The organism is Enterobacter cloacae subsp. cloacae ATCC 13047 (genome assembly GCF_000025565.1).
Taxonomy (GTDB): Bacteria; Pseudomonadota; Gammaproteobacteria; order Enterobacterales; family Enterobacteriaceae; genus Enterobacter; species Enterobacter cloacae.
In genome coordinates this window covers 3,137,472-3,160,058 of record NC_014121.1, presented here as the reverse complement: position 1 = coordinate 3,160,058, position 22,587 = coordinate 3,137,472, and the positions used below count along the sequence as shown (strand labels likewise).

Below are 22,587 nucleotides of genomic sequence, written 5' to 3'. Positions count from 1 at the left end.
AAACGAGAAATGACTTATGTTCGACACCCTTTCCAAAGCAGGCAAATACTTAGGCCAGGCCGCCAAAATGATGATTGGCGTGCCGGACTACGACAACTACGTCGAGCATATGCGCGTCAACCATCCGGACCAGACGCCAATGACCTACGACGAATTTTTCCGCGATCGCCAGGACGCCCGTTACGGCGGCAAGGGCGGGGCGAAGTGCTGTTAACCCTCTTTCGGTAAATAGAGGCTGATCTGTTCCTGTTTACAGCCGTAGATCGCCGCCAGCTTTTCACGGGTGCGCTTTTGCGGACGGGAGTCCAGCGCTTCCAGCTGTGATACGGCAGACTGGGTGATGCCGAGTTTCTCTGCCACCTCCTGCTGGGACATGCCGCGCAGGATGCGCCAGGCGGCCTGCAGGCTGACGTTCTGCCAGGTCATGATGCTGCAAACCTCACCTGGAAGTTCAACGTCATCCAGCTCATCGTGTTCGACTTCAATATCCTCCAGATCGTCGTCGGTTTCGTCGTCGATTTCCGCCATCTGCAGGCACATACGAAAATATTCATCATAGGGAATAACCACGTACTGCGTTTTTCCGTTATCGTCCTTAATTAGCTGAACAGCCATAGGTGGCTTTCTCCTTGTGCAGGTAAGTTGTTGATGTTCTGCGCTTAACGGCCAAAACATAACAATGGTTATCGGGTTCGTCCCGAAGCGTATAGACGATGCGGTAATCGCCAACGCGTAGCCGGTAGTGATCTTCTGTCGCCGATATTTTTTTGATATCGGGCCGGGGAGCCGAGCGGTCATCCAGCTCAACAAGCTTCAACTCAATGCGACGCTGATATCGCTCGTCAATCTTTAAAAATGCCTTCTTTGCCCCATTGGACCAGACAATCTTCATCCGTACCTCCACTGTACGCCCACACAAAGTATAAGGAAATAATAAGACTATTAGATAAATTCCGAATTTCTTATGGGCTACTGTAGAGCGGAGAACAAATGCAAGTAAGCGGCAAAACGCAAACCGTCGAGGCGGTGCGAAAACGCCTCTGCCGGGCGACAGAGGCTTGCAGAAAATGTGCGATCAGGCGTTCAAACCGCCGTCCACATCCAGCCCTGTACCGGAGATCTGTCCGGCGGCCGGGCTGGCGAGGAAGGTGACCGCCGCCGCGATATCTTCCGGTTGTCCGTAATGACCGACGGCAATCATCTGACGCTGGGCTTCTGCCTGTTCGCCGTCCTCCGGGTTCATATCGCTGTTGGTCGGGCCGGGATGCACCAGGTTCACGGTAATACCGCGGGGCCCCAGATCCCGCGCCAGACCGCGCGTGAAGGAGTTAAGCGCGGATTTGGTCATGGAGTAGACGGAGATACCCGGCATCGCCACGCGGTTTGCCAGACAGCTACCGATATTGATAATGCGTCCGCCGTCAGACATGTGTACCAGCGCTTCCTGAGTGGCGATCACCACGCCGCGAATGTTGACGTTAATCAGGGCATCGATATCCGCCAGCGTCATGGACTCCAGCGGGCCGCCGCGGGCGATACCGGCGTTATTGACCAGAATGTCCAGCCCGCCGAGGGTGCGCGCCGCATGGGTGACCGCGTCCTGAATAGCCTCTGCACTGGCGCTGTCGGCCTGAACCGCCTCACTGTGCCGCCCCAGCGCGCTTATCTCATCGACCACGGCCTGGGCTTTATCGACGGACTTTTCATACGTGATAACCACATCGGCACCGGCGCGTGCCAGCGACAGCGCGATAGCGCGGCCCAATCCCCGGCTGGCACCGGTAACCAGCGCTTTCTTACCTGTTAAATCGATCTGCATGATGACCTCGTTGCGAGAGTGGTGAGAATCATCATTAGGTATAGTCGCTCGGCGCGTTTAACGGCTGAAGGATTCCACTTTCTCGAATGCCGCGCGCAGAACGTCAGGTGTGAGCGCCACGGGCAAATAGTGAATCGACTCCACCGGGCGCAGGGTGTGATTGATGACCTTGTCCAGTTCGTCACGGTTGTTGATATCCACCTCCAGCTCGCGAAGCCGGGTCGGCAGGTTAAAGCGCTCATACGCGGTGATAAGCTGCGCCAGCACGTCGTCCTGACCGAGCAGGGCGCTTTGCACCAGAATGCCGTAGGCCACTTTGGTGCCGTGCAGGTATTTTTCCGTCTGCGGCAGGACGGTTAAGCCGTTATGCACCGCATGTGCCGCCGCCACGCGTGTATAACGTTCGCCGAGCCCACCGACCATGCCGCCACCGGCAATAATGGCATCCACCACATCCCTGAATGCCTGCGTTGCTTCGCCGTGCTGCTGGTCAGCCAGCGCGTCCTCGCTGCGTTCCAGCAGCACGGCGCGGATAGCCAGCGCGCCGTTAATCCCCAGACGTACGGTCAGCGGCAGGTGTTCAGGCTGCGGTGCGAGTACAACCGCTTCATACCACTTCGCCAGGGTATCGCCGATACCAGCCAGCAGGTATTCCGCCGGGGCGTTAAGGATGATTTGCGGCTCCACCAGCACCAGGAAGTTGGCATCGTCGAAAATTTCAAACTGCAGCGCCTGCCCGGCATCGTTGTACCAGACGGAGAGCGGCGTCCATGCCGCACAGGTAGCGGCGATGGTCGGGATACCCACGAACGGAACGCCCAAACGACGCGCCACGGCTTTGACCGTATCCATCACCGCTCCGCCGCCAACACCAATCACCACGGCCGCCTCGCTGCCGGATTCATTCACCAGATGGGTGACGTCACGCTCGCTACAGTGGCCTTTGAACAACAGGTGTTTTGCGCCGGGGGCCGCAAAGCTCTCCGGCAGGTAGGGACGTGCGCCTTCAAGCGCGCGTTCGCCGTAGATCCACACCGCGCGGGAAAGCTGCTCCGGGGTGAAGAAGTCATGCAGATGCGCAAGGCTTCCGGGATGAGAAAAGTAGTTCGCCGGGCCGTGAACGACGCGGATATCGGTGTTGCTCATGGTGTTGTCCTTTTTTAGCAAGCGCTAACCCGATGTTATGTCTGGACATCCGGATGGCTAATAATATTTGGCTTTATCTTATGCCTTTTCTGTCGTTGTCAGTCAACCGGAGCTGTGAAAAATTCAATAAATCAAACTATTAATGAGGATCCTACGCGGATGGTTTCCAGTCGCCTTGATATGCGCGGTATCAGCCTGGCCTTTTCCGGCTTTCAGGCGCTGTCGCGCGTGGACTTTACCCTGAACGGCGGATCGGTGCATGCATTGACCGGGGCTAACGGCGCGGGGAAATCGACGCTGATGGCGGTGCTGTGCGGAACGCACGATCGCTATGAGGGGGAGATCTGCATTAATAACCAGCCGGTGACGATCCGCGAACCGCTCGATGCCAAACGGCTGGGGATCCACCTTGTGCAGCAGGAAGTGGACGTGGCGCTGGTTCCGGGGCTGAGCATCGCTGAAAACATCATGCTCGACCAGCTGGCGCAGCCGGGACATCGCTACCGCTGGCGTGCTATTCGTCAACAGGCGAAGCAGGCGCTGGCGCAGCTCGACGTTACGCTGGACGTTCGCCGTTCCATCGACAGCTGTTCGTTGGCTGAAAAACAGCAGATCCTGCTGGCGCGGGCGCTGTCGCATCACTGCCGTTTTTTGATCCTCGATGAACCTACCGCACCGCTGGATGCCCACGACAGTGAACGCCTGTTCGCGGTGGTGCGGCGTTTAAAGCAGCAGGGCATTGGCGTGGTGTTTATCTCGCACCGCATTCATGAGCTGAAAGCCATCTGTGACACCTTAACGGTGTTGCGCGATGGCAAGCTGATTGAGACCGGCCCGATGGCGGATCTCAGCGGTGAAGCGATCGTCGAGAAGATGCTCGGCCACGAACTGAGCGATATCTACCCGCCAGCACGTCCTGTGCATAGCGACGAGACGCTGCTGCGGGTTGAGGGGCTGTACGACGACGCGTTGCTGAAAGATATCTCCCTGCATCTGCGTAAAGGCGAAATCCTCGGCATTGCCGGGCTGGCGGGCGCAGGCAAAACCGAACTCTGCAAGGCGCTGTTTGGTGCCAGCAAAAGCCGGGTGGAGCGTGGCGAGCTCAATCATCAGCCCTGGAAACCGCGCGATCCGGCCGATTCCGTGCTGCGCGGGCTGGCGCTGGTACCGGAGGAGCGACGCAAGGAGGGGATTTTCATCGACGAGCCGGTGAGCATGAACCTGGCCGTTACGGCAGATAACAGCTTTTCGCGCTGGAGTCTCTTTGGTCATCGTCAGGCGTGGCGCTGGGCGGAAGAGGTGATTGCCCGCGTCGGCGTGCGAACACGCGGGCCGGGGCAGGTTTTACGTCGGCTTTCTGGCGGTAACCAGCAGAAGGTTGCCATTGGCAAATGGCTGCGCAATGACGCCAGCGTGCTGATATTCGACGAGCCGACCAAGGGCGTTGACGTCAAAGCGAAGACCGATCTGTTTCAACTGATCGACGGCCTGGCCCGCGAGGGCAAAGGGGTGATTTACGCTTCGGGCGAATTTGCCGAACTGGTAGGGCTGTGCGACCGCATCTGCGTGCTCTGGGACGGACGCATCGTGGCGGAAATCCCCGGGGCCGAGGCCCGTGAAGAGACACTACTTTATTATTCAACCGGAGGAACGGCGTCGTGAGCAAAGCCCTTTCAGTGACTGCGGCGGCGTCTGGCCGTCAACAGATTTTCGACTTTCTCTACAGGTGGGGCATGTTGCTCACCGTGGTGGCGCTGGTGGTGGTTTTTGGCCTGGCGTCGGACAGCTTCCTCGACCCGAACAACATCATCAACATTCTGCGCTCGATCGCCATCGTGACGGTGATCGCCATCGGCGTATCGATTTCACTCACCGTGGGCGGGTTCGATCTCTCCGTTGGCTCCACGGCGTCGCTGGCGAATGCGCTGGTGATTTCGCTCTTCGTCTGGCACGGCTTCGGCACCACCGAATCGATTGTGATCACCCTTGCGCTCTGTACCCTGGTCGGGCTGTTTAACGCCTTTCTGATCGTCATTCTGCGTATTCCGGACATGCTCGCCACGCTTGCCAGCCTGTTCGTCATTCAGGGCGTGGCGATGACCTACAGCTACGGCGGCTCGATTACCGAAAACATGGTGCTGCCGAGCGGTGATATGGCGGAAGGAACCATTCCGGCGGCGTTCAGCCTGCTGGGGCAGGTGCCGACCATCGTCATCATCATGCTGGCGGTGACCCTACTGGCACAGCTGGGATTGTCACTGACCACCCACGGCCGGCGCATGTATGCCATCGGCGGCAACCCGGAGGCGGCGCGCCTTTCGGGCATCCGCACCACGCGCTACAAGGTTGCGGCCTACGTGCTTGCCTCGCTGCTGGCCGGTCTGGGCGGGATTTTGCTGGCCTCGCGCATTGGGTCGTCGCAGGTGAATGCGGGCGGCGGGTATCTGATGGACGCGGTGGCGGCAGCGTGGATCGGCTTTTCGCTGGCCGGTTCCGGCAAGCCGAACGCGCTGGGAACGCTGGTGGGGGCGGTCATTCTGGGCGTGCTGTCGAACGGGCTGGTGATGCTCTCCGTACCGTATTACGCCATGGACATTATAAAAGGGCTGGTGCTTGCCGTGGCGCTGGCGATTACTTACATACAAAAACGCTGACAACACAACGGGATAAAAAATGAAAAAGATTGCACTCTCTTTGGTGGCTCTTGGGTTACTCACCTCTCTGCCGGGATTTGCGGCCACACCTGCACCGGTTCCGGCGGCCATTGCCAACCACGACGGCCCCATTCGCATTGCGGTGATCCGCAACCTTGGCTCGGATGACAACACCACGCAGTTTGTCGCCGGGGCGATTCAGGAAGGGAAAAAACTTGGCTTTAAGGTCAGCACCTTTTTAAGCAACGGTGACGACGCAAAATTCCAGGACTTTGTGAATCAGGCGATCAGCCAGAAATATGACGGGATTATTCTCTCTCAGGGGCGTGATCCGTATGCGACCGCGCTGGTGAAGAAGGCGGTGGATGCCGGGATTAAGGTTTCGGTGTTTGATACCGCCGTCAACGGCGAGATCCCAGGCGTGACGGTCACCCAGCAGGACGATGCCTCCCTGACGAATCTCTCCTTCGGCCAGCTGGCGAAAGATTTCAACGGCAAGGCCAATATCGTCAAGCTGTGGGTCGCCGGTTTCCCGCCGATGGAGCGTCGTCAGACGGCGTATAAGGAACTGCAGAAACAGTACCCGAATATCAAAGAGCTGGAGTCTATTGGCGCGGTGTCGTCGGACGTGCAGGGCGATACCGCCAACAAGGTCGGGGCAATTCTGGCGAAATACCCGAAAGGTAAAATCGACGCTATCTGGGGCACCTGGGACGCCTTCAGCCAGGGGGCGTATAAAGCCCTCAAGGAGAATGGCCGCACTGAAATCAAGCTCTACAGCATCGACATCTCCAACCAGGATTTACAGCTGATGCGCGAGCCGGGAAGCCCGTGGGCAGTGAGCGTGGCGGTGGATCCAAAGCTGATTGGGGCAACTAACGTGCGTCTGATCGCTAACAAGATTGCCGGAGAGCCGACGCCTGCGACCTATGATTTTAAAGCAGCGGCGATCCCGCAGGCGCTGCTGACCGCCCAGCCGGGTGCGGTGAACGTGGCGTCGCTGGGGAAAATCATTCCGGGCTGGGGACAGACCGAAGACTTTATTGCGCCGTGGTTTGCGACGCTGGAAGCGAAGTCAAAATAGTGCCCGGTAAGGCGCAGCCGCCACCCGGCGAAAGGAGCTAAAGGTGACAACATTACCCACCCCTGAATACAGCCGCAATATGCGGCTGATTGGCCATAGCGACCAGGGCGGTCGCCCGGACGGCGTGCAGCTGATGGTGCACCGCGGTTATGCGTATATTGGCCATATGGTGTCGCAGGGCTTTTCGATTGTTGACGTGCGCGACCCGAAAAACCCGAAAGCGGCGGGTTATATACCTGCGCCGCCCGGCACCTGGAATGTGCATTTGCAGGCACACGACGATTTACTGCTGGTGATTAACGCCCGGGATCTGTTTGCCGATGCCCGTTTCGCCGATGAAAAGGTCTACTACACCCGTCAGGTGGGGGAGACCGTCAGCGACGTGCAGGACAAAGGCTGGAGCGCCGGGCTGCGCGTATTTGATATCTCCACGCCGGACAGGCCGCGTGAAATCGGCTTTCTGTCGTTACATGGCATTGGTATCCACCGCATCTGGTACGTCGGCGGTCGCTGGGCCTATGTGTCGGCGCTGATCGACGGCTTTACCGACTATATCTTCCTGACCATCGACCTGGCCGATCCGCGTAAGCCCGAAGTGGCAGGGCGCTGGTGGCTGCCGGGGATGAACCAGGCCGCAGGTGAACGGCCAGAGTGGCCGGAAGGCGAACGCTACGCGCTGCATCATGCCATTATTGCCGGGGATACGGCATACGGCAGCTGGCGTGACGGTGGTTTAACGCTGCTGGATGTCAAAGATCGCACTCAGCCGAAGCTGATTAGCCACCGCAACTGGAGCCCGCCGTTTGGTGGCGGGACGCATACCGCGCTGCCGCTGCCGGACCGCGATCTGCTGGTGGTGCTCGACGAAGCGGTGCTCGACAACCAGGAGGACGGCGAGAAGTTCATCTGGCTGTTTGATATCCGCGAGCCGTCGAACCCGGTAAGTATCTCCACCTTCCCGCAGCCGGATGAAAGAGACTACGTGGCGAAAGGCGCGCATTTCGGCCCGCATAATCTGCACGAGAACCGGCCGGGAAGCTTTGTCAGCTCCACGCTGATCTTCGCCACCTTTCAGAATGCAGGGGTGCGTGCGTATGACATTTCGAATCCCTACCGCCCGGTGGAAACGGGGGCGCTGGTACCTGCTGCACCTGAAAGGATGATGGATACACGCCCGAATCGCCCGCAGGTGATCCAGTCGTGTGATGTTTTTGTGGATGCGCAGGGAATTATTTACAGCACGGATTATAACGGCGGTTTGTCGGTGATTGAATATTTGGGCTGAAGGGGAAAGGGGGGCTGTAATATATTTATAAGGTGAATGCTTATATTTATAGATTCTTAAAATAAACGCGCCGACTTTATCTTTAAGTCCTGATACGTACTATGGCTCTTTTTTTATTCAAGGATGAATTTAATGAGCCTGAAAAAATGTGCAGCCTGGTTGCAAATAGCACTGCAACTCCTTCCGCCGTCGTTATTTTCGCTGGGCGCGACGCCCGTCGCCGCGCAGGATAAGGTAGCCGAGCCGCAAACCACCGAGCGGGTAGTGGCACAAACCGCCGTGCAGGCGGGGTCACTGTTGGAGAGCGGCAGTGGCCGTTCTGTCGCCAGCGCAATTACGTCCCAGGCAACAAATACCGCCACGCAGGAAATTGAGTCCTGGTTAAATCAATTTGGTACCACGCGTCTGAATATCGGTACTGATGAGCATTTTTCCATTCAGGACGCGGAGTTAGATCTGCTTATCCCTTTATACGAGCAAAAAACGTCGCTGGTGTTCACCCAATTGGGTGGCCGTCGTCACGACGACAGAAATATCGTTAATGTCGGGTTTGGCTACCGTGAATTTAATACCGCATGGATGTGGGGCGTGAATACCTTTTACGATCGCCAGGTTTCGGCGAATCAGCATCAGCGCCTTGGTGTTGGAGCCGAGCTAGGCTGGGACTATCTGCGTCTTTCAGCCAACGGCTACTACCGTTTAAGCGACTGGATGTCTTCGTCCCGCTATCGCGATTATGACGAGCGCGTGGCGAACGGCTTTGACCTGCGTGCAACCGGGTATCTTCCCGCCTATCCGCAGCTTGGGGCGAACCTCGTCTACGAACAATACTATGGTCAGCACGTCGGGCTTTTCGGTGACGATGAGGACGATCGTCAGAAAGATCCTTACGCCGTAACCGTTGGACTGAGCTATACGCCCATTCCGCTGGTTACCCTGGGTGTAAACCAAAAAATGGGTAAAGGCGAGGCATCGGATACGCAGTTTAACCTTGCGGTCAACTGGGCGCCGGGCGTGCCGCTGCGCACGCAGCTTGATGCGGACCAGGTGGGGGCACGCCGTACGCTGCTGGGGTCACGTCAGGAGCTGGTCGATCGTAATAACAATATTGTCCTGGATTACCGTAAGCAGGAGCTGATTTCGCTCGCACTGCCAGAAAACATTGCCGGGAATGAAAATGCCCGCCAGACCGTAACCGCGAAGGTTAAAACGAAATACGGGCTCGAACGCATCGACTGGCAGGGTGACAATTTGATACGTAACGGCGGCAAAATCACACCGGGTGCCGATCCGGCCCAGGTGGTGATTACGCTTCCAGCCTGGAAAAATGGCGGTTCCAACGCGTATACGTTAACCGCAACGGCCTGGGATAAGCACGGTAACGCTTCTGATACCGCGCGGATGACGGTGAACGTAAACGGCATGGACGTGACCACGCTGCAGCCCAGCCTGACGGCGTCTCCGTCCCGCTTACCGGCGGATGGCACCAGTCAGTCGGTATTAACATTGGCGCTAAAAACCGCATCCGGCGAGGCTGCAACCGGGCTATCGGAGCGTCTTGGCGCATCGATCACCCTGAAAAATGCCGTTACAGGCACCGCGGCGCCTGTCGCACCGCAAATAAGCGCGTTTCGCGAAACGAGCAGCGGCGTATACAGCGCAACGCTTATCAGCGGAACCGCGCCTGCCACCCTCACCATTCAGACGTTCATCGACGGCAATATTAAGCTTGCTACCGCCTCTGTGACTGAAGAGGCGGTGTCCGAGGTTGTGGAACTTGCATCACTCAGTCCGTCGACCGTAAGCGCACCGGCAGACGGCGTAACGCCAATTGTCGTTGTGGCAAGCGTTGTCGATCGGTCCGGCAATCCCGTTTCGGGGCAAGAGGTGAAATGGACAGCGGATAACGCTGCGGTTCAGCTGTCTGCTGAACGCACCCTCACTAATGAACAAGGGCAGGCCAGCATTCAACTCATTAGCCGTGACGTGGTTGCGACGACAGTGAGTGCGCAACTGGCGGACGGTAACCCGCTCTCTACCCCGACGCTAAAATTTGTTGCGGACAGCGCCAGCGCACAGGTGAGATCGGTCAATGTCGATAAAACCCGCATTGTTGCCAATAACAGCGACAGCGTAACGTATACCGCGCAGGTCGCAGATAACAGCAATCATCCGCTTGAAGGCGTGACGGTTAACTGGACGGTGAAGCGGGAAGATGGCACGACCGCAGGAAGCAAAACCTCGGTTACCGACGCCGCCGGAAACGCCACGTTGTCGCTGTCGTCAGCAAAAACGGGCGTTGCCTGGGTTTATGCCGATGTAAATCAGCAGAATGCGGTGAGAGCGGAAGCCGTAACGTTTGTCGCTGACACCAGCACGCAGCGTATCGCCGCCGTGGTGGCCGATAAGCAACAGGCCGTGGCCAACGGCAGCGACAGTATTACCTGGACGGCGCAGGTGCGCGATCTGCAGGGTAACGCCATTTCGGGCGTAGAGGTTAACTGGTCGGCAGATAACCCAGACGTTAAGCTCGCCGCCAGCAGTACGCGGACGGATGCGCAGGGCAATGCCTCGCTGGTGGTTACCTCGCTGAAATCAGGCAGCGTTGTAATCACGGCTCAGACCGCTGAAAGCGCACCCGTTCGTGCTGACAGCGCAACCTTCACGGCCGATCTCACGACCGCGAAAATGACGGAGATGGCCGCCGACAGCGTAACGGCGGTAGCCAATGGCACCGACGGTATCACCGTGCGCACTACCGTTGTGGATGCCAATGACAACCCGGTTGACGGAGCGAAGGTTGGCTGGGCGGTGAGCCCTTCCGGCGCGACGTTGTCCGATACGAGCAGCGTGACGAATGCATCGGGTGAGGCGAGCGTGACCTTACGTTCTGAAACCGCGGGGGAATATTCTCTTCAGGCCACGTTCGGCAGTAACACGTTACGCGTGACAAAACTGACCTTCACCGGTGACACCACCACGGCAAAGCTGGCTACCCTCACGGCGGATAAAACGACCGGCATTGTGGCTGACAGCGATACCGTACTGTTAACCGCAACCGTGGTGGATAGCCATCAGAACCCTGTACCAGGCGTTGCCGTTAACTGGAGCAGCAGTGATGCGGCTGATGTGACCCTGACACCCGTTTCAGCAATGACTAATGCGCAAGGGCAGACTGAAACGCGCTTCTCATCGCGCAAAGCGGGCAACATGACGGTTACCGCGACGGTGAATGGTAGCGGTCAGACGCTTACTCTCTCCGTGACCGGTAATCCGGCGACAGCGCAATTTACGAGCCTGAGTCCGGATAAAAAAGAGGCGGTGGCTGACGGGAACGCGACCATACGCTGGACCGCCACCGTCGAAGACGCCAACCATAACCCGCTTAGCGGTGTGGATGTGGCGTGGCGTGTAGATAACAGCAGCGTGAAGCTTGCCAGCGCCAGCACAAAAACCAACGAAGCGGGTCAGGCGGTTGTAACGGCGTCAACGACAACGGCCGGAACGGCAACGGTTAGCGCAACAGTTGTCGGTTCAACGGCGGCGATAAACGCGGAGCCGGTAACATTTATTGGCGATGCGACTACCGCCAGGGTTGAGAGCCTCAAGGCCAGTTCTGACCACGCGGTAGTCAACACCGACCGCATTACCTACACCGCAGTGGTGAAAGACGTAAACGGTAATGCCGTCAAAAATGCGACGGTCAACTGGAACACCACGCTTAATACCCTTTCAGCGCAAACCAGTGTGACCAATGGCAGCGGCGTGGCGACCGTGAAGCTGAGTGGCCCGGATACCGGTACGGCAAAGGTGAGTGCAGAGAGTAATAACACCACTAAAACCCATCAAACGGTTGTGTTTATTGCCAGCTATTCAGCCATGTGGAGCGTTACCGGTTCGACAAGCGCATTCAGTACGGGCGCAATATTTGGCTTCCCTTCGCTTGGGTTTGTGGCAACGGGAAGTACGCAGGGGCCGACGTCCCTGGTATGGACCGCCGAAGGTTACAGCACGCTTGTCGTGCCGATGAAGGACGAACAAGGCAATACCCGGGACGTGAAGATTCGCGCGCAGCGCAGATCGGATTGCTCCACCCGTCCGTTCAATGTGGCGGTTCTGTGTAGCAGTTGGGAAACCACAGGCTATAGCGCCAGCCTTAAGTATGTTGAGGCCGATAACCCGGATCTCCCGAGCGGGGTTTACCGTGGGGATATCAAGTTTGCCGGTAAAGACTGGCATTCGTCGTGGTCTCTCGATTACACCGTGACCACCACGCTCACCAAAAACTGATGCAAAAACCTCCCGAAAGGTAGGTTTTTTTAACTGTACTGGCGCACTCTTGCCACCAGCTCTTCCACGCTGTCGATGCGATCGGCAATCACAATCAGCGCTTTACCCAGCGTGATGGCGTGGCGCAGACATTCGTGGCGCATCGCGTCGTCCTGAATGGTATCGATGTCCGCGACGTGAGACAGCCCCACACTGCGGCGGATCAGCTCCGTTCCGCAGAAACCAATGGTATCTCGCCAGACCTTTTTCAAAAATTCAGAGGCATAGCCCGGCGCACTCAGCGCGGCATCCCGGGTTTTCTCGTGCGCCAGCGCCTGGAAGCGCTCCGCAAAGGTATTCCATAACGCCTGAATGTCGATCAGACGCTGTTCCCGGGCGGCAGCGGCATCGCGGATGCCTAAATGCCCCGGCAGGCCACAGAAATTCAGCAGCAGGTTGCCGATGGCGGTACCCACGTCAAACCCAATCGGGCCAAAGTAACCGAATTCGGCGTCGATTGCTTTCAGACTGCCCTCGGCCACGAAAATCGATCCGCTGTGGATATCCCCGTGCAATAGCGCTTCGGCGTGGGAGAAGAAGCGATGCTTCAGGGAGGCCACGGCAATTTTCAACTGGGCGTCATCGCGCAGGGCGGCGACATCGTTTTCCAGCTCTGCCGGATAGTTGTTGCGCTCGTGGATCTGGTACGGATCGTTAAAGAACAGATCTTCAGTGATCTCGCACATCTCCGGGTTAATGAACTGGGCAACCTGCGCTTTTTTCTGGTGCGGGTGCAGGTAAAAATCACTGGTGTGGAACAGCGTGTGCGCCAGGTACTCCCCCAGTTGACGCGCAGCCTGCGGGTAGGCGTTATTCTTAATCAGCTCCCCGCGCCAGATGCGATGGTCGGAGAGATCTTCCATCACCATGATCGCCAGTTCCGGGTCAAAATGATGAATTTTCACGGTATGCTGCGGGCTGTGTTTGTAATGCTCCACCAGCGTTTGCGCCTCAAGACGGGCGCGGTCCAGCGTCAGCGGCCAGGACTCACCGACGCAGCGAACGTATGGCAGCGCCTGTTTTACGATGATGCGGCTCACGCCCTGAGCATCGAAAATTTTGAAGACCAGATTGAGGTTGCCGTCGCCTACTTCCTGCGCCTCTACCAGTGATGATGGATTATCAAGGCCGCCAAACTGCCTGGCATACTCCAAGGCGTCCTGGGCGGTAAAGGTACGGTATTGCGACATTGTCTGCTCCTCACTGATTTGCGAATAAAGACATTTAGACGTCTATACATCTGGATTTCATCCTGACACAATGTGCTACAACAACGCAACAGGGAATTAACGACATGCAGACATTACAGACGACCAGCCTGCGGGTGGCGGATAATCAGCTCTTTATTCTCGACCAACAGGCCCTTCCGCAGGAGAAACGCTGGCTTGACGCCTCAACGGTTGAGGCGCTGGTGGGGCATATTCACGCCCTTAGGGTGCGCGGTGCGCCGCTGATTGGTCTCTCTGCAAGTCTGCTGCTGGCGCTGCTGGCGGAAAAGGGGAAAAGCCGCGACGAGCTGGCGCTGGCGCTGGAAACGCTGCGCGCTGCCCGCCCAACGGCGGTCAACCTGATGAACAATCTCGACCGCATGAAGCAGGCGCTCTGGCAGGAAGATTTCGTTCCGGCGCTGGTGACGGAAGCTCTGCGACTGATTGACGAAGACAGGCAGCTTTGTGACGCCATTGCGACAGCGGGCAGCGCGCTGGTGAAGCCCGGTAGCCGCCTGCTGACCCACTGTAACACTGGCGGTCTGGCAACCGCAGGCGTCGGCACTGCGCTGGGTGTTATTGCTCGCGCACATGAGGAGGGCAACGTCAGCAACGTCTGGGTGGATGAAACCCGTCCGCTGCTGCAGGGCGGCAGGCTGACCGCGTGGGAGCTCGGCGAGCTGGGCGTGCCGTATCAGCTGATTACCGACTCCATGGCCGCCAGTCTGATGGCAAAAGGGGAGGTGGATGCCGTGTGGGTGGGGGCAGATCGTATTGCCGCCAACGGCGATGTGGCGAACAAAATCGGCACCTATTCCCTGGCGGTGCTGGCGAAATTTCACGGCATTCCGTTTTATGTCGCCGCCCCGCAAACCACCCTCGACCCGGCGTGCCCGAACGGTGAGGCGATCCCGATTGAGCAGCGCGCGGCCAGTGAAGTGACGGGCGTGGCGGGAAGCTTCGGCGCGGTACAGTGGGCACCAGAAAATGCGCAGGTTTACAACCCGGCGTTTGACGTCACCCCAGCCTCGCTGATTAGCGGCTGGGTACTGGATACGGGCGTGGTCACGCCGGAAGCGGTAGCAAACGGGAAATTCGCCTGAGTCCGGCTATCCTTGTAAGGGGTTCCCCTGAGAGGACAACATCGTGACGCTCGATCCCGAAACAGACTTAAAACTGGAACGCGTGGTGGATGCACCGCGCGACCTGCTGTGGCTCTGCTGGACGACGCCAGAGCACATCAAAAACTTCTTTATTCCTGCCCCCCATAAAGTGACCGAATGCGACCTCGACCTGCGCGTGGGTGGACGGTTCAATACCGTTTTCGACGTGGACGGGCAAAAAATGGACAATAAAGGTGTTTTCCTGGAAATCGATCCCGGCAAAAAGCTGGTCTTTACCGACGGCTATACCGAAGGGTGGAAACCGGCCGAAAAGCCGTTTATGACGGCGATTTTGTTGCTGGAAGATCTTGGGGAGGGCAAAACCCGCTATACGGCGATTGCGCGCCATCCCACGAAAGAAATCCGTGAGCAGCATGAACAGATGGGCTTCCATGAAGGCTGGGGGATCGTGCTGGATCAGCTGGTGGGGTATGTGAAGTCTCTCAGACCCCCTCTCCCTTGAGGGAGAGGGGGTCCTCCGTGCAGGCATTATTTTATGGGGATCCCTCAGCCCACAGGGAGAGGGAGCAATTTTCACCTATGCCAGACGCGGATACGCATCCGCAATCGCATCACCGGTAAACTGCGCCACCCAGCCCTCCGGATTATCGAATATACGGATGGCCGTAAAGTTTGGCTCTGAGCCCATATCAAACCAGTGCGGTGTGCCTGCTGGCACCGAAATCAGGTCGTTTTTTTCGCACAGCACCTGATACACCTCATCGCCAATGTGCAGGCAGAACAATCCCGCGCCTTCCACGAAAAAGCGCACTTCATCTTCGCCGTGGGTGTGCTCGTTGAGGAATTTGGCGCGCAGCGCTTCTTTTTGCGGGTTGTCGGCGCGCAGGCTGATCACATCCCAGCTCTGATAGCCTTTCTCAGCGACCAGCTTGTCGATGGCATGCTGGTAAGCGTCAATGACCACTTTTGGGGCAGGGTCGCGCCCTAAATCACGGTCAGCCGCCCAGCGTTCAAAACGCACACCTTTGGCGTTGAGCTGTTGGGCGATCTCGGCGGCGTCGGTGCTGTGCCACAGGTGCTTACTGGCGTCTTTATCGGAATAAATGGTTAATGCGCTCATGAAGGGATCTGCTCCGGGTTAATCTCGTCGAACTGGTGAACCTGATGATGGTGGCTTGCGCCGTCATCATCACCGCGAATCAGCTGCAGGGTGCGAAAACCGGCCTGTTCAGCAGCGTCCAGCTCCTGATGGATATCCGACAGGAACAGGATCTGCGACGGGGCGATGCCCGTCTGCGCCGCAATATTCTGATAAGACTGCACCTCACGCTTGGCACCAATATGGGTATCAAAGTAGCCGCTGAACAGATGAGTAATATCACCTTCGTCGCTGTAGCCAAATAACAGTTTCTGCGCAGCGACGGAGCCAGAGGAATAAATATAGAGATCAATGCCTTGCGCTTTCCATTTTTCCAGCGCCGGCAGCACGTCCGGGTAGAGATGGCCGGTAAAGTCGCCGTTGACGTAACCGTCGTGCCAGATAATTCCCTGCAGGGCCTTCAGCGCCGTCGATTTACGGTCTTCATCCATAAAGGTGAAGAGGGTCTCGATAAGATCGCTGACGCTGGCGTGCGGAGCGTCGATTTCATCGCGCAGGTTGTCCAGAATCGATTTGACCGGCTCGGCGTACTGCTGGGCGGTGACGAAGGCCGCCAGACGCTCACGCGCATAAGGGAACAAAACATCATGGACAAAACGGATATCGCTGGTGGTTCCCTCAATATCCGTCACAATCGCGCGAATCATATCTTCTCCAGTTGTCGTAAACGCATTTCGCATTCAAATAAGAATTCTAATCCTTCCAGATGACGGCGGGCTTCGGCCACATCACGTCCCCAGCAGGTTAAGCCATGGCCGCGCAGAAGAAAACCATAATTAAGCGGGCGCTCCTGCGCGTAATGGGCGATTCGCGAAGCGAGGGCGTCTATATCCTGGTCGTTATCGAATACCGGAATGGCAACCGTAGCCAGATGCGTGGTCTGCCCGGTGAGGGATTTTTGCATTTCAAAGCCGCTGATGTGCAACTCCGCCTCTTTCACCAGCCGCGAGAGCACCGTGGCGTTCACCGTGTGGACGTGCAGTACGGCGTTGGCCTCCGGGAACAGGCGATAGATAAGCGTGTGTAACCCGGTTTCGGCCGAAGGTTTACGGCCAGAGGGGGCGCGATTGGTGGCGATCTCCACCTGCAGAAAATCATCCGGCGTGAGGCTGCCTTTGTCTTTGCCGGATTCACTGAGCCAGCACAGGTTTTCATCCTGACGTACCGACATGTTACCGCCGGTGGCGGGGGCCCAGCCTTTGGCGCCAATCCAGCGGCAGGCTTCGACCAGTTGCGTGAGTTGCAGGTTGTCTGTCATTTCCTTTTACCCTCTCGGTCAGGAATATTCATATTGTTTAGACGTCTAAGCGTCTTGATTGCCAAAGACTAACATCGTGTTATAGTGGCAGCAACATAAGTATTACAAGCAGGCACCCCACAATGAGCAATAACGCATTGATTCCGCAAAGCAAACTTCCCAACCTGGGCACCACTATCTTTACGCAGATGAGCGCTCTGGCCCAGAAGCACAACGCCATTAACCTCTCGCAGGGGTTCCCGGATTTTGATGGTCCAGGCTATTTGCAGGAGCGTCTGGCCTGGCACGTTGCCCAGGGGGCGAATCAGTATGCGCCGATGACCGGTGTGCAGGCATTGCGTGACGCCATTGCGGATAAAACGGCGGAATGCTATGGCTATCAACCGGATGCCAACAGCGACATTACGGTGACGGCAGGTGCGACCGAAGCACTGTATGCGGCCATCACCGCGCTGGTTCGCGCGGGCGATGAGGTTATCTGCTTTGACCCAAGCTACGACAGCTATGCGCCTGCCATCGAACTGTCCGGCGGCGTGGTGAAGCGCGTGGCATTACAGCCGCCGCATTTTCGTCCGGACTGGCAGGCGTTTGCTGCGCTGCTGAGCGACAACACCCGGCTGGTCATTCTGAATACACCACACAACCCGTCGGCGACGGTGTGGCAGAAGAGCGATTTCGCCGCGCTGTGGCAGGCCATTGCGGAACATGAAATTTATGTCCTGAGCGACGAAGTGTATGAGCACATCTGCTTTGCCGGGGAAGGGCACGTCAGCGTGCTGGCCCATCCGCAGCTTCGCGAGCGCGCTGTGGCGGTGTCGTCATTTGGTAAAACCTATCATATGACCGGCTGGAAGGTGGGGTACTGCGTGGCGCCGGCGACCATCAGCGCGGAGTTGCGTAAAGTGCACCAGTACCTGACGTTTGCGGTGAACACGCCTGCCCAGCTGGCGCTGGCCGATATGCTGCGCGCTGAGCCTGAGCATTACCGTGAGCTGCCCGAATTTTACCGCGCACGCCGGGATCGGTTTGTGAGTGCCCTGAGTCAGAGCCGTCTGGAGATCCTGCCGTGTGAAGGCACCTATTTCCTGCTGGCCGATTACAGCGCCATTTCCGATCTGGACGACGTCAGTTTTTGCCAGTGGCTGACCAAAGAGGTGGGCGTGGCGGCGATCCCGTTATCCGTCTTTTGCGCCGATCCCTTCCCGCATAAGCTGATTCGTCTCTGCTTTGCGAAACAGGAATCGACGCTGCTGGCGGCGGCAGAGCGTCTTAACGCGCTCTGATTATTTGACCGTCCAGGCTTCTGAGTAACGGCGGTCTGCAAAGAGTTCCAGCAGGCCGTTGATTTGCTTGAGGCGCAATACCTCGTCGCTATCCATTCCCAGTTCCTGACTGATTCTCTCGTCGTCCCAGCCAAGCTGCACCAGCTCGCGGACGATATCGGACATCGCATTGATTTGATGGCGGCCGCGCGCCCGATTATGGCGAATAGTGGCCGCTATCCGGTCGAACTTTTTCTGCCGCTCTTTACGCAGACAGGTAACAGGCAGATAGCCTTTAAGCTGGCGTTTTAATACCGCCCGGTTGGACCCAATTTCATGCCGATGGAAGCCATCGACAATTTCATAATGCCGGGCCTCACTTTCCGTCACTACAATGGGTTGGGTAAAACCGTCCATCTCCAGGGATTTACAGAGCAGCCGTTTTTCCGGCGGGGCAACGTTGTTGGGGTTGTAATCGTTCGCGGTAATCTCGTCCTGTTTGATCCACAGCACGCAGTCGACAGGCTGCTCGCGAAAAGGGCTATTTTCATGGATGGCCTGGCGAAAGGCGTTAATGGCTTCAATGCGTTTATCTTCGGGAAGAGACTGAAGATAATTTTTCATCTCGTTAATTAATTGCTGCTGCATAAGATCCCCCACTCCTTGCGTTTTGATTTCATCCGTTCGCTGTAACGCTGGTAATGCCTGGGTTTGTTCGGACTGAATGACAGCGCCCGGCACCAGTAGTCATTGTTGAGTAATACCTTGCACACGCGTCGCCAGGACGGGATATCTTTGGCGCCGATATCGCCCTCCTGGGTGTCGGGAATATCGGCCATGCCTCTCTTCTGATACCAGTGCAAATAGATCGCGATTTTATTGCGGTAATGTTCCGCGGTGGTGTGCGGCATGCTGTCGAGAAGCAGCATGGCGTATTCCCGCCAACTGAGCGCGTCGGGTTTCAGAATTTTGCGGTGGCCATAGAAATGATTGTCCTGCCCCGCGTAGACCCCGCCACTGTGCACGCCGTTTACCCGCTCACACATCGCCGCCCAGCGTTCGGGCTCCACAACATGATAGAGCCACAATCCCTGACGCTGCTCCGGGCCAAAGGGTTCACAGATGCGCATATAGCGCGGCGGCACGCCAGCCTGAAACATCAGGTCGTAAAGCGGGTTATAGCACCCGCCTGTTTTCGCAAACCAGGTCCAGATATCGGCGGTTTTCCAGTCATAAAGCGGATAGACATACCAGGCGTGCCCGCCGGGGGCGACGGTGGTCCAGGGTTTGTCATCGGCAAAGCGCTGCTTTCGTGCGTTGGCGATAGTCAAAAAGCGATTGTAGGATTCATCGGCACGAATACCGATCATCATTGCTGCCGGGCGCCTTTTGGCAAACCAGTCGGAAAATTCGCGAACAAAGGCCTCGAAGGTCATGCCGGGCTGGTAGAACGAGAAGTAATCTGGATCGGTTACCGCCTCTTCCGGGGGCGTGCGTACCCAGTTTTTACCCGGCTCCCAGCACTGCCATTCGGGCTGGAATTGTGAAAGTGAATTTTGCGAGGTCAACGGGAGCGCTACCCACCAGCATTTTTCAATCACATCGGCGTATTGTGCGATCATGTTATTCACATGCTGAATGGTACAGGTGAACTGTGCTTCCCAGTCGATAAATAACAGACAGATTTTCTTTCCCATTTTTCGGGCTTGTCGGGCCGTTAAATGGAACATAATGGTGGAATCTTTTCCGCCAGAAAATGAAACACAGACCCTTGGCAGATTCTCAAGCGTCCATGTTATGCGCTCTGTGGCAGCGTCAAGGACATTTTGATTAAGTGGATGCTTATAAATTGACAAAGGCAACTCCTCCTGGAAATAAATACCGGACGTTCATGTCAATGCAGGAGAGAGAATAATAGTAGTGAAAATAAAGGCAGGTAAATCAAAAAAGGCAGATTTTTTATTATCTATAAATGAGGATTATATTTTGATGAGAGAAATGGCTGTAAATATTACAGCCATTCGGATTTATTTTTGCGTAATCTGCTCAACAAACTTCGAGAAAACCGAGCTGTTAAGCGCTGAGCGGTTATAAACCATGAAGACTTCCATTTGAGGCAGCGTAAAGGGTGCGTCAACTTTTTTCAGTCGCAATACGTCACGGTATTTTTCATACAGGACTTCCGGGATATATCCCACTAAATGCGATGCGCTGATCATGGCCATGATTGAAAAGAGAGAGTCGCAGCGAAAACCGATTGTCCTGTCGGCATGCACTTCCTCAGTCTTTGACTGATAGTGTTTCACACCCGCTTCATCGCTCAGGAAGATCGTAAACTTCTCTTTCTGCAGCTCTTCCAGGGTAGCGGTCTCCTGCAGACGGGGGTGATCCTGGCTGCACACCAGAATCATTCGGTAATTAACATAGGGAACGCATACCATTGAGCGATTGTTGATAGGCGCAATGGAGAAAATTAAGTCTGCTTTACGGTAGGCAAGCAGGTCTTCTGCGGAATCCGCGGACAGCAGCATGTCATGAAGCTCTATTTCATAATTGTGCTCTCGCATCAATAGCTTCATGGGGTTGAGCAGATTGTCAGTTGTCAGAACCTGCGGGCAGTAGATGACAAAATTCTTTTTGAGCGATGAGCCATGCATGATGTTGATGGTCTGCTCAAGCTGATTGAGGTTTTGCTCAAGATGATGATGCAAATTTGCCCCAACGGTGGTGGGAGTGATCCCTTTTCCCGAACGGATAAACAGCGGATCGTTCAGCTGGTTACGCAGCCGCTGCAGGGATTGACTGACCGCGGAAGGCGTTATGTAGAGCGTTTCTGCTGCCTTGCTGATGCTCAGGTGTTGGTAGATGCATTCGAAAATGACCAGCAGATTGAGATCGAATTTTTTTAAGTCGTAAAGATTTGCCATGTTTCATCCTGAGTGTGCTGCGTTGCGTTATCACATCACTGATAACTATAGAAGGAACGTAACCATTTACCATCCTTGATGGTTAGCTCGCTTAATTATGATTGAAAACCAACTTAATATATCACGAACGTAGATTAATGAAATAGAACTTCAATAATGGTTAAGATATTTTTACCTTTAAAATAGAAAACAGAACTGAATAAAAATAGTCAGATTTATATATGGACAAGTAATTATCACTCATTTTTATTTTTACTGGCGTGAGCATTAGCGGCGATGGGGAATGCTTAGTTTGGTAAAACCTATCACAGCCATAGATATGATTATCCCTTCAATCCATTGCCCTGTCCCGACACGAGTGCTGTAATCGGGGGGCTGTAACGACCTTGATATAAAGGTATGTAGAGCGCAACGCAACGCCAGTCTCACTGGCACTGAAAGTTCCTGTGGAAAGTTCAGGTATCAGGGCCGCCCACCAGGGCGGCCTTTTTACTTTCGGGCTTTTATTCATTGGGTTCACAACGTTGTCTTGTTCGGGTTGTTAGGTATGGCTGATTGATTTGATAAAGCAAACGCATTAGCCCATGTAGCGAAAGTTCGTTACCTTACATCTCAACGAAAACACGGAGGAAGTACAGATGTCTTTGATTAACACCAAAATTAAACCTTTCAAAAACCAGGCGTTCAAAAACGGCGAATTCATTGAAGTCACTGAGAAAGATACCGAAGGCCGCTGGAGCGTGTTCTTCTTTTATCCGGCTGACTTCACTTTCGTTTGCCCGACCGAACTGGGTGACGTAGCCGATCACTACGATGAACTGCAGAAGCTGGGCGTAGACGTGTACTCTGTCTCTACCGACACCCACTTCACCCACAAAGCGTGGCACAGCAGCTCTGAAACCATCGCGAAAATCAAATACGCGATGATCGGTGACCCGACTGGCGCCCTGACCCGTAACTTCGACAACATGCGTGAAGATGAAGGCCTGGCAGACCGTGCGACCTTCGTTGTTGACCCGCAGGGCATTATCCAGGCTATCGAAGTTACCGCTGAAGGTATCGGCCGTGATGCATCTGACCTGCTGCGTAAAGTGAAAGCCGCTCAGTACGTGGCGTCTCACCCAGGTGAAGTGTGCCCGGCGAAATGGAAAGAAGGCGAAGCGACGCTGGCTCCATCTTTAGACCTGGTCGGCAAGATCTAAGTCTGTAAAGTCTGGCGGCGCTGCGCTTGCACAGGCCTACAGTATCGTAGGCCGGGTAAACGACGTGCCACCCGGCAACCCATGGGCGCCCCCCGCGCCCATTTCATTCCAGCACCATGATGCAAGTTGC

Annotated in this window: 21 protein-coding genes; 10 read left to right on the top strand and 11 right to left on the bottom strand. The window is 56.1% G+C overall.

What is annotated here, in order from left to right:
• Nucleotides 1-16: 16 nt before the first annotated feature.
• Nucleotides 17-214: a YbdD/YjiX family protein gene (locus ECL_RS15275; protein WP_013097627.1), complete on the top strand. Its 198-nt coding sequence runs from the start codon at nt 17-19 to the stop codon at nt 212-214.
• On the opposite strand, the gene ECL_RS15270 is transcribed toward ECL_RS15275, so the two are convergent.
• The 4 genes from ECL_RS15270 to ECL_RS15255 all read right to left on the bottom strand — a co-directional run bounded on the left by ECL_RS15270 (nt 211) and on the right by ECL_RS15255 (nt 2,965).
• Complete coding sequence (locus ECL_RS15270; protein ID WP_013097626.1) at nt 211-615, bottom strand: helix-turn-helix domain-containing protein; 405 nt, start codon at nt 613-615, stop codon at nt 211-213. The genes ECL_RS15275 and ECL_RS15270 overlap by 4 nt on opposite strands.
• On the bottom strand, nt 596-892 hold the full coding sequence (locus tag ECL_RS15265; protein WP_013097625.1) for a type II toxin-antitoxin system RelE family toxin: 297 nt from the start codon (nt 890-892) through the stop codon (nt 596-598). Before ECL_RS15265 ends, ECL_RS15270 begins: the two co-directional genes overlap by 20 nt.
• 183 nt (nt 893-1,075) lie before the next feature.
• Nucleotides 1,076-1,819: an SDR family NAD(P)-dependent oxidoreductase gene (locus ECL_RS15260; RefSeq protein WP_013097624.1), complete on the bottom strand. Its 744-nt coding sequence runs from the start codon at nt 1,817-1,819 to the stop codon at nt 1,076-1,078.
• A 57-nt stretch (nt 1,820-1,876) separates the two neighbouring features.
• Complete coding sequence (locus ECL_RS15255; RefSeq protein WP_013097623.1) at nt 1,877-2,965, bottom strand: oxidoreductase; 1,089 nt, start codon at nt 2,963-2,965, stop codon at nt 1,877-1,879.
• A 159-nt stretch (nt 2,966-3,124) separates the two neighbouring features.
• Between ECL_RS15255 and ECL_RS15250 the strand changes: the two genes are divergently transcribed.
• The 5 genes from ECL_RS15250 to ECL_RS15230 all read left to right on the top strand — a co-directional run bounded on the left by ECL_RS15250 (nt 3,125) and on the right by ECL_RS15230 (nt 12,278).
• Nucleotides 3,125-4,627: a sugar ABC transporter ATP-binding protein gene (locus tag ECL_RS15250; protein WP_013097622.1), complete on the top strand. Its 1,503-nt coding sequence runs from the start codon at nt 3,125-3,127 to the stop codon at nt 4,625-4,627.
• Nucleotides 4,624-5,619, top strand: a complete 996-nt coding sequence (locus tag ECL_RS15245) for an ABC transporter permease (protein WP_013097621.1) — start codon at nt 4,624-4,626, stop codon at nt 5,617-5,619. Before ECL_RS15250 ends, ECL_RS15245 begins: the two co-directional genes overlap by 4 nt.
• Nucleotides 5,620-5,638: 19 nt before the next feature.
• Nucleotides 5,639-6,703, top strand: a complete 1,065-nt coding sequence (locus ECL_RS15240; RefSeq protein WP_013097620.1) for a sugar ABC transporter substrate-binding protein — start codon at nt 5,639-5,641, stop codon at nt 6,701-6,703.
• A 43-nt stretch (nt 6,704-6,746) separates the two neighbouring features.
• Nucleotides 6,747-7,988: an LVIVD repeat-containing protein gene (locus ECL_RS15235; protein ID WP_013097619.1), complete on the top strand. Its 1,242-nt coding sequence runs from the start codon at nt 6,747-6,749 to the stop codon at nt 7,986-7,988.
• 132 nt (nt 7,989-8,120) lie between these two features.
• Nucleotides 8,121-12,278 (top strand): inverse autotransporter beta-barrel domain-containing protein, encoded by a 4,158-nt coding sequence (locus ECL_RS15230; RefSeq protein ID WP_013097618.1) that lies wholly within the window; start codon nt 8,121-8,123, stop codon nt 12,276-12,278.
• 29 nt (nt 12,279-12,307) lie between these two features.
• On the opposite strand, the gene mtnK is transcribed toward ECL_RS15230, so the two are convergent.
• A complete protein-coding gene (mtnK, locus tag ECL_RS15225; RefSeq protein ID WP_013097617.1) occupies nt 12,308-13,507 on the bottom strand; it encodes an S-methyl-5-thioribose kinase in 1,200 nt (399 codons plus the stop codon).
• A gap of 104 nt (nt 13,508-13,611) precedes the next feature.
• Here mtnK and mtnA point away from each other — a divergent pair, with 104 nt between their 5' ends.
• Together mtnA and ECL_RS15215 are read left to right on the top strand one after the other, a co-directional pair.
• Nucleotides 13,612-14,628, top strand: coding sequence for an S-methyl-5-thioribose-1-phosphate isomerase (gene mtnA / locus ECL_RS15220; RefSeq protein WP_013097616.1), 1,017 nt, complete (start codon nt 13,612-13,614; stop codon nt 14,626-14,628).
• A gap of 43 nt (nt 14,629-14,671) precedes the next feature.
• Nucleotides 14,672-15,151, top strand: a complete 480-nt coding sequence (locus tag ECL_RS15215) for an SRPBCC family protein (protein WP_013097615.1) — start codon at nt 14,672-14,674, stop codon at nt 15,149-15,151.
• A 75-nt stretch (nt 15,152-15,226) separates the two neighbouring features.
• Here ECL_RS15215 and ECL_RS15210 read toward each other — a convergent pair whose 3' ends face one another.
• From ECL_RS15210 to ECL_RS15200, 3 genes are read right to left on the bottom strand one after another with little or no spacing between them, the layout of a single operon-like run.
• A complete protein-coding gene (locus ECL_RS15210) occupies nt 15,227-15,769 on the bottom strand; it encodes a 1,2-dihydroxy-3-keto-5-methylthiopentene dioxygenase (protein WP_013097614.1) in 543 nt (180 codons plus the stop codon).
• On the bottom strand, nt 15,766-16,455 hold the full coding sequence (gene mtnC, locus ECL_RS15205) for an acireductone synthase (RefSeq protein ID WP_013097613.1): 690 nt from the start codon (nt 16,453-16,455) through the stop codon (nt 15,766-15,768). The genes ECL_RS15210 and mtnC overlap by 4 nt, the downstream gene beginning before the upstream one ends.
• On the bottom strand, nt 16,452-17,066 hold the full coding sequence (locus ECL_RS15200; protein WP_013097612.1) for a methylthioribulose 1-phosphate dehydratase: 615 nt from the start codon (nt 17,064-17,066) through the stop codon (nt 16,452-16,454). The genes mtnC and ECL_RS15200 overlap by 4 nt, the downstream gene beginning before the upstream one ends.
• A gap of 122 nt (nt 17,067-17,188) precedes the next feature.
• On the opposite strand from ECL_RS15200, the gene ECL_RS15195 reads away from it, so the two are divergent.
• Nucleotides 17,189-18,349, top strand: a complete 1,161-nt coding sequence (locus ECL_RS15195) for a pyridoxal phosphate-dependent aminotransferase (RefSeq protein ID WP_013097611.1) — start codon at nt 17,189-17,191, stop codon at nt 18,347-18,349.
• Here ECL_RS15195 and ECL_RS15190 read toward each other — a convergent pair whose 3' ends face one another.
• From ECL_RS15190 to citR, 3 genes are all read right to left on the bottom strand, one after another.
• Nucleotides 18,350-18,976 (bottom strand): IbrB-like domain-containing protein, encoded by a 627-nt coding sequence (locus ECL_RS15190; protein WP_013097610.1) that lies wholly within the window; start codon nt 18,974-18,976, stop codon nt 18,350-18,352.
• Nucleotides 18,961-20,184 (bottom strand): phosphoadenosine phosphosulfate reductase, encoded by a 1,224-nt coding sequence (locus ECL_RS15185; protein ID WP_044158796.1) that lies wholly within the window; start codon nt 20,182-20,184, stop codon nt 18,961-18,963. Before ECL_RS15185 ends, ECL_RS15190 begins: the two co-directional genes overlap by 16 nt.
• 171 nt (nt 20,185-20,355) lie before the next feature.
• Nucleotides 20,356-21,255: a DNA-binding transcriptional repressor CitR gene (citR, locus tag ECL_RS15180; protein ID WP_013097608.1), complete on the bottom strand. Its 900-nt coding sequence runs from the start codon at nt 21,253-21,255 to the stop codon at nt 20,356-20,358.
• A gap of 638 nt (nt 21,256-21,893) precedes the next feature.
• Between citR and ahpC the strand changes: the two genes are divergently transcribed.
• A complete protein-coding gene (gene ahpC / locus ECL_RS15175) occupies nt 21,894-22,457 on the top strand; it encodes an alkyl hydroperoxide reductase subunit C (protein WP_008501015.1) in 564 nt (187 codons plus the stop codon).
• Nucleotides 22,458-22,587 lie beyond the last annotated feature (130 nt).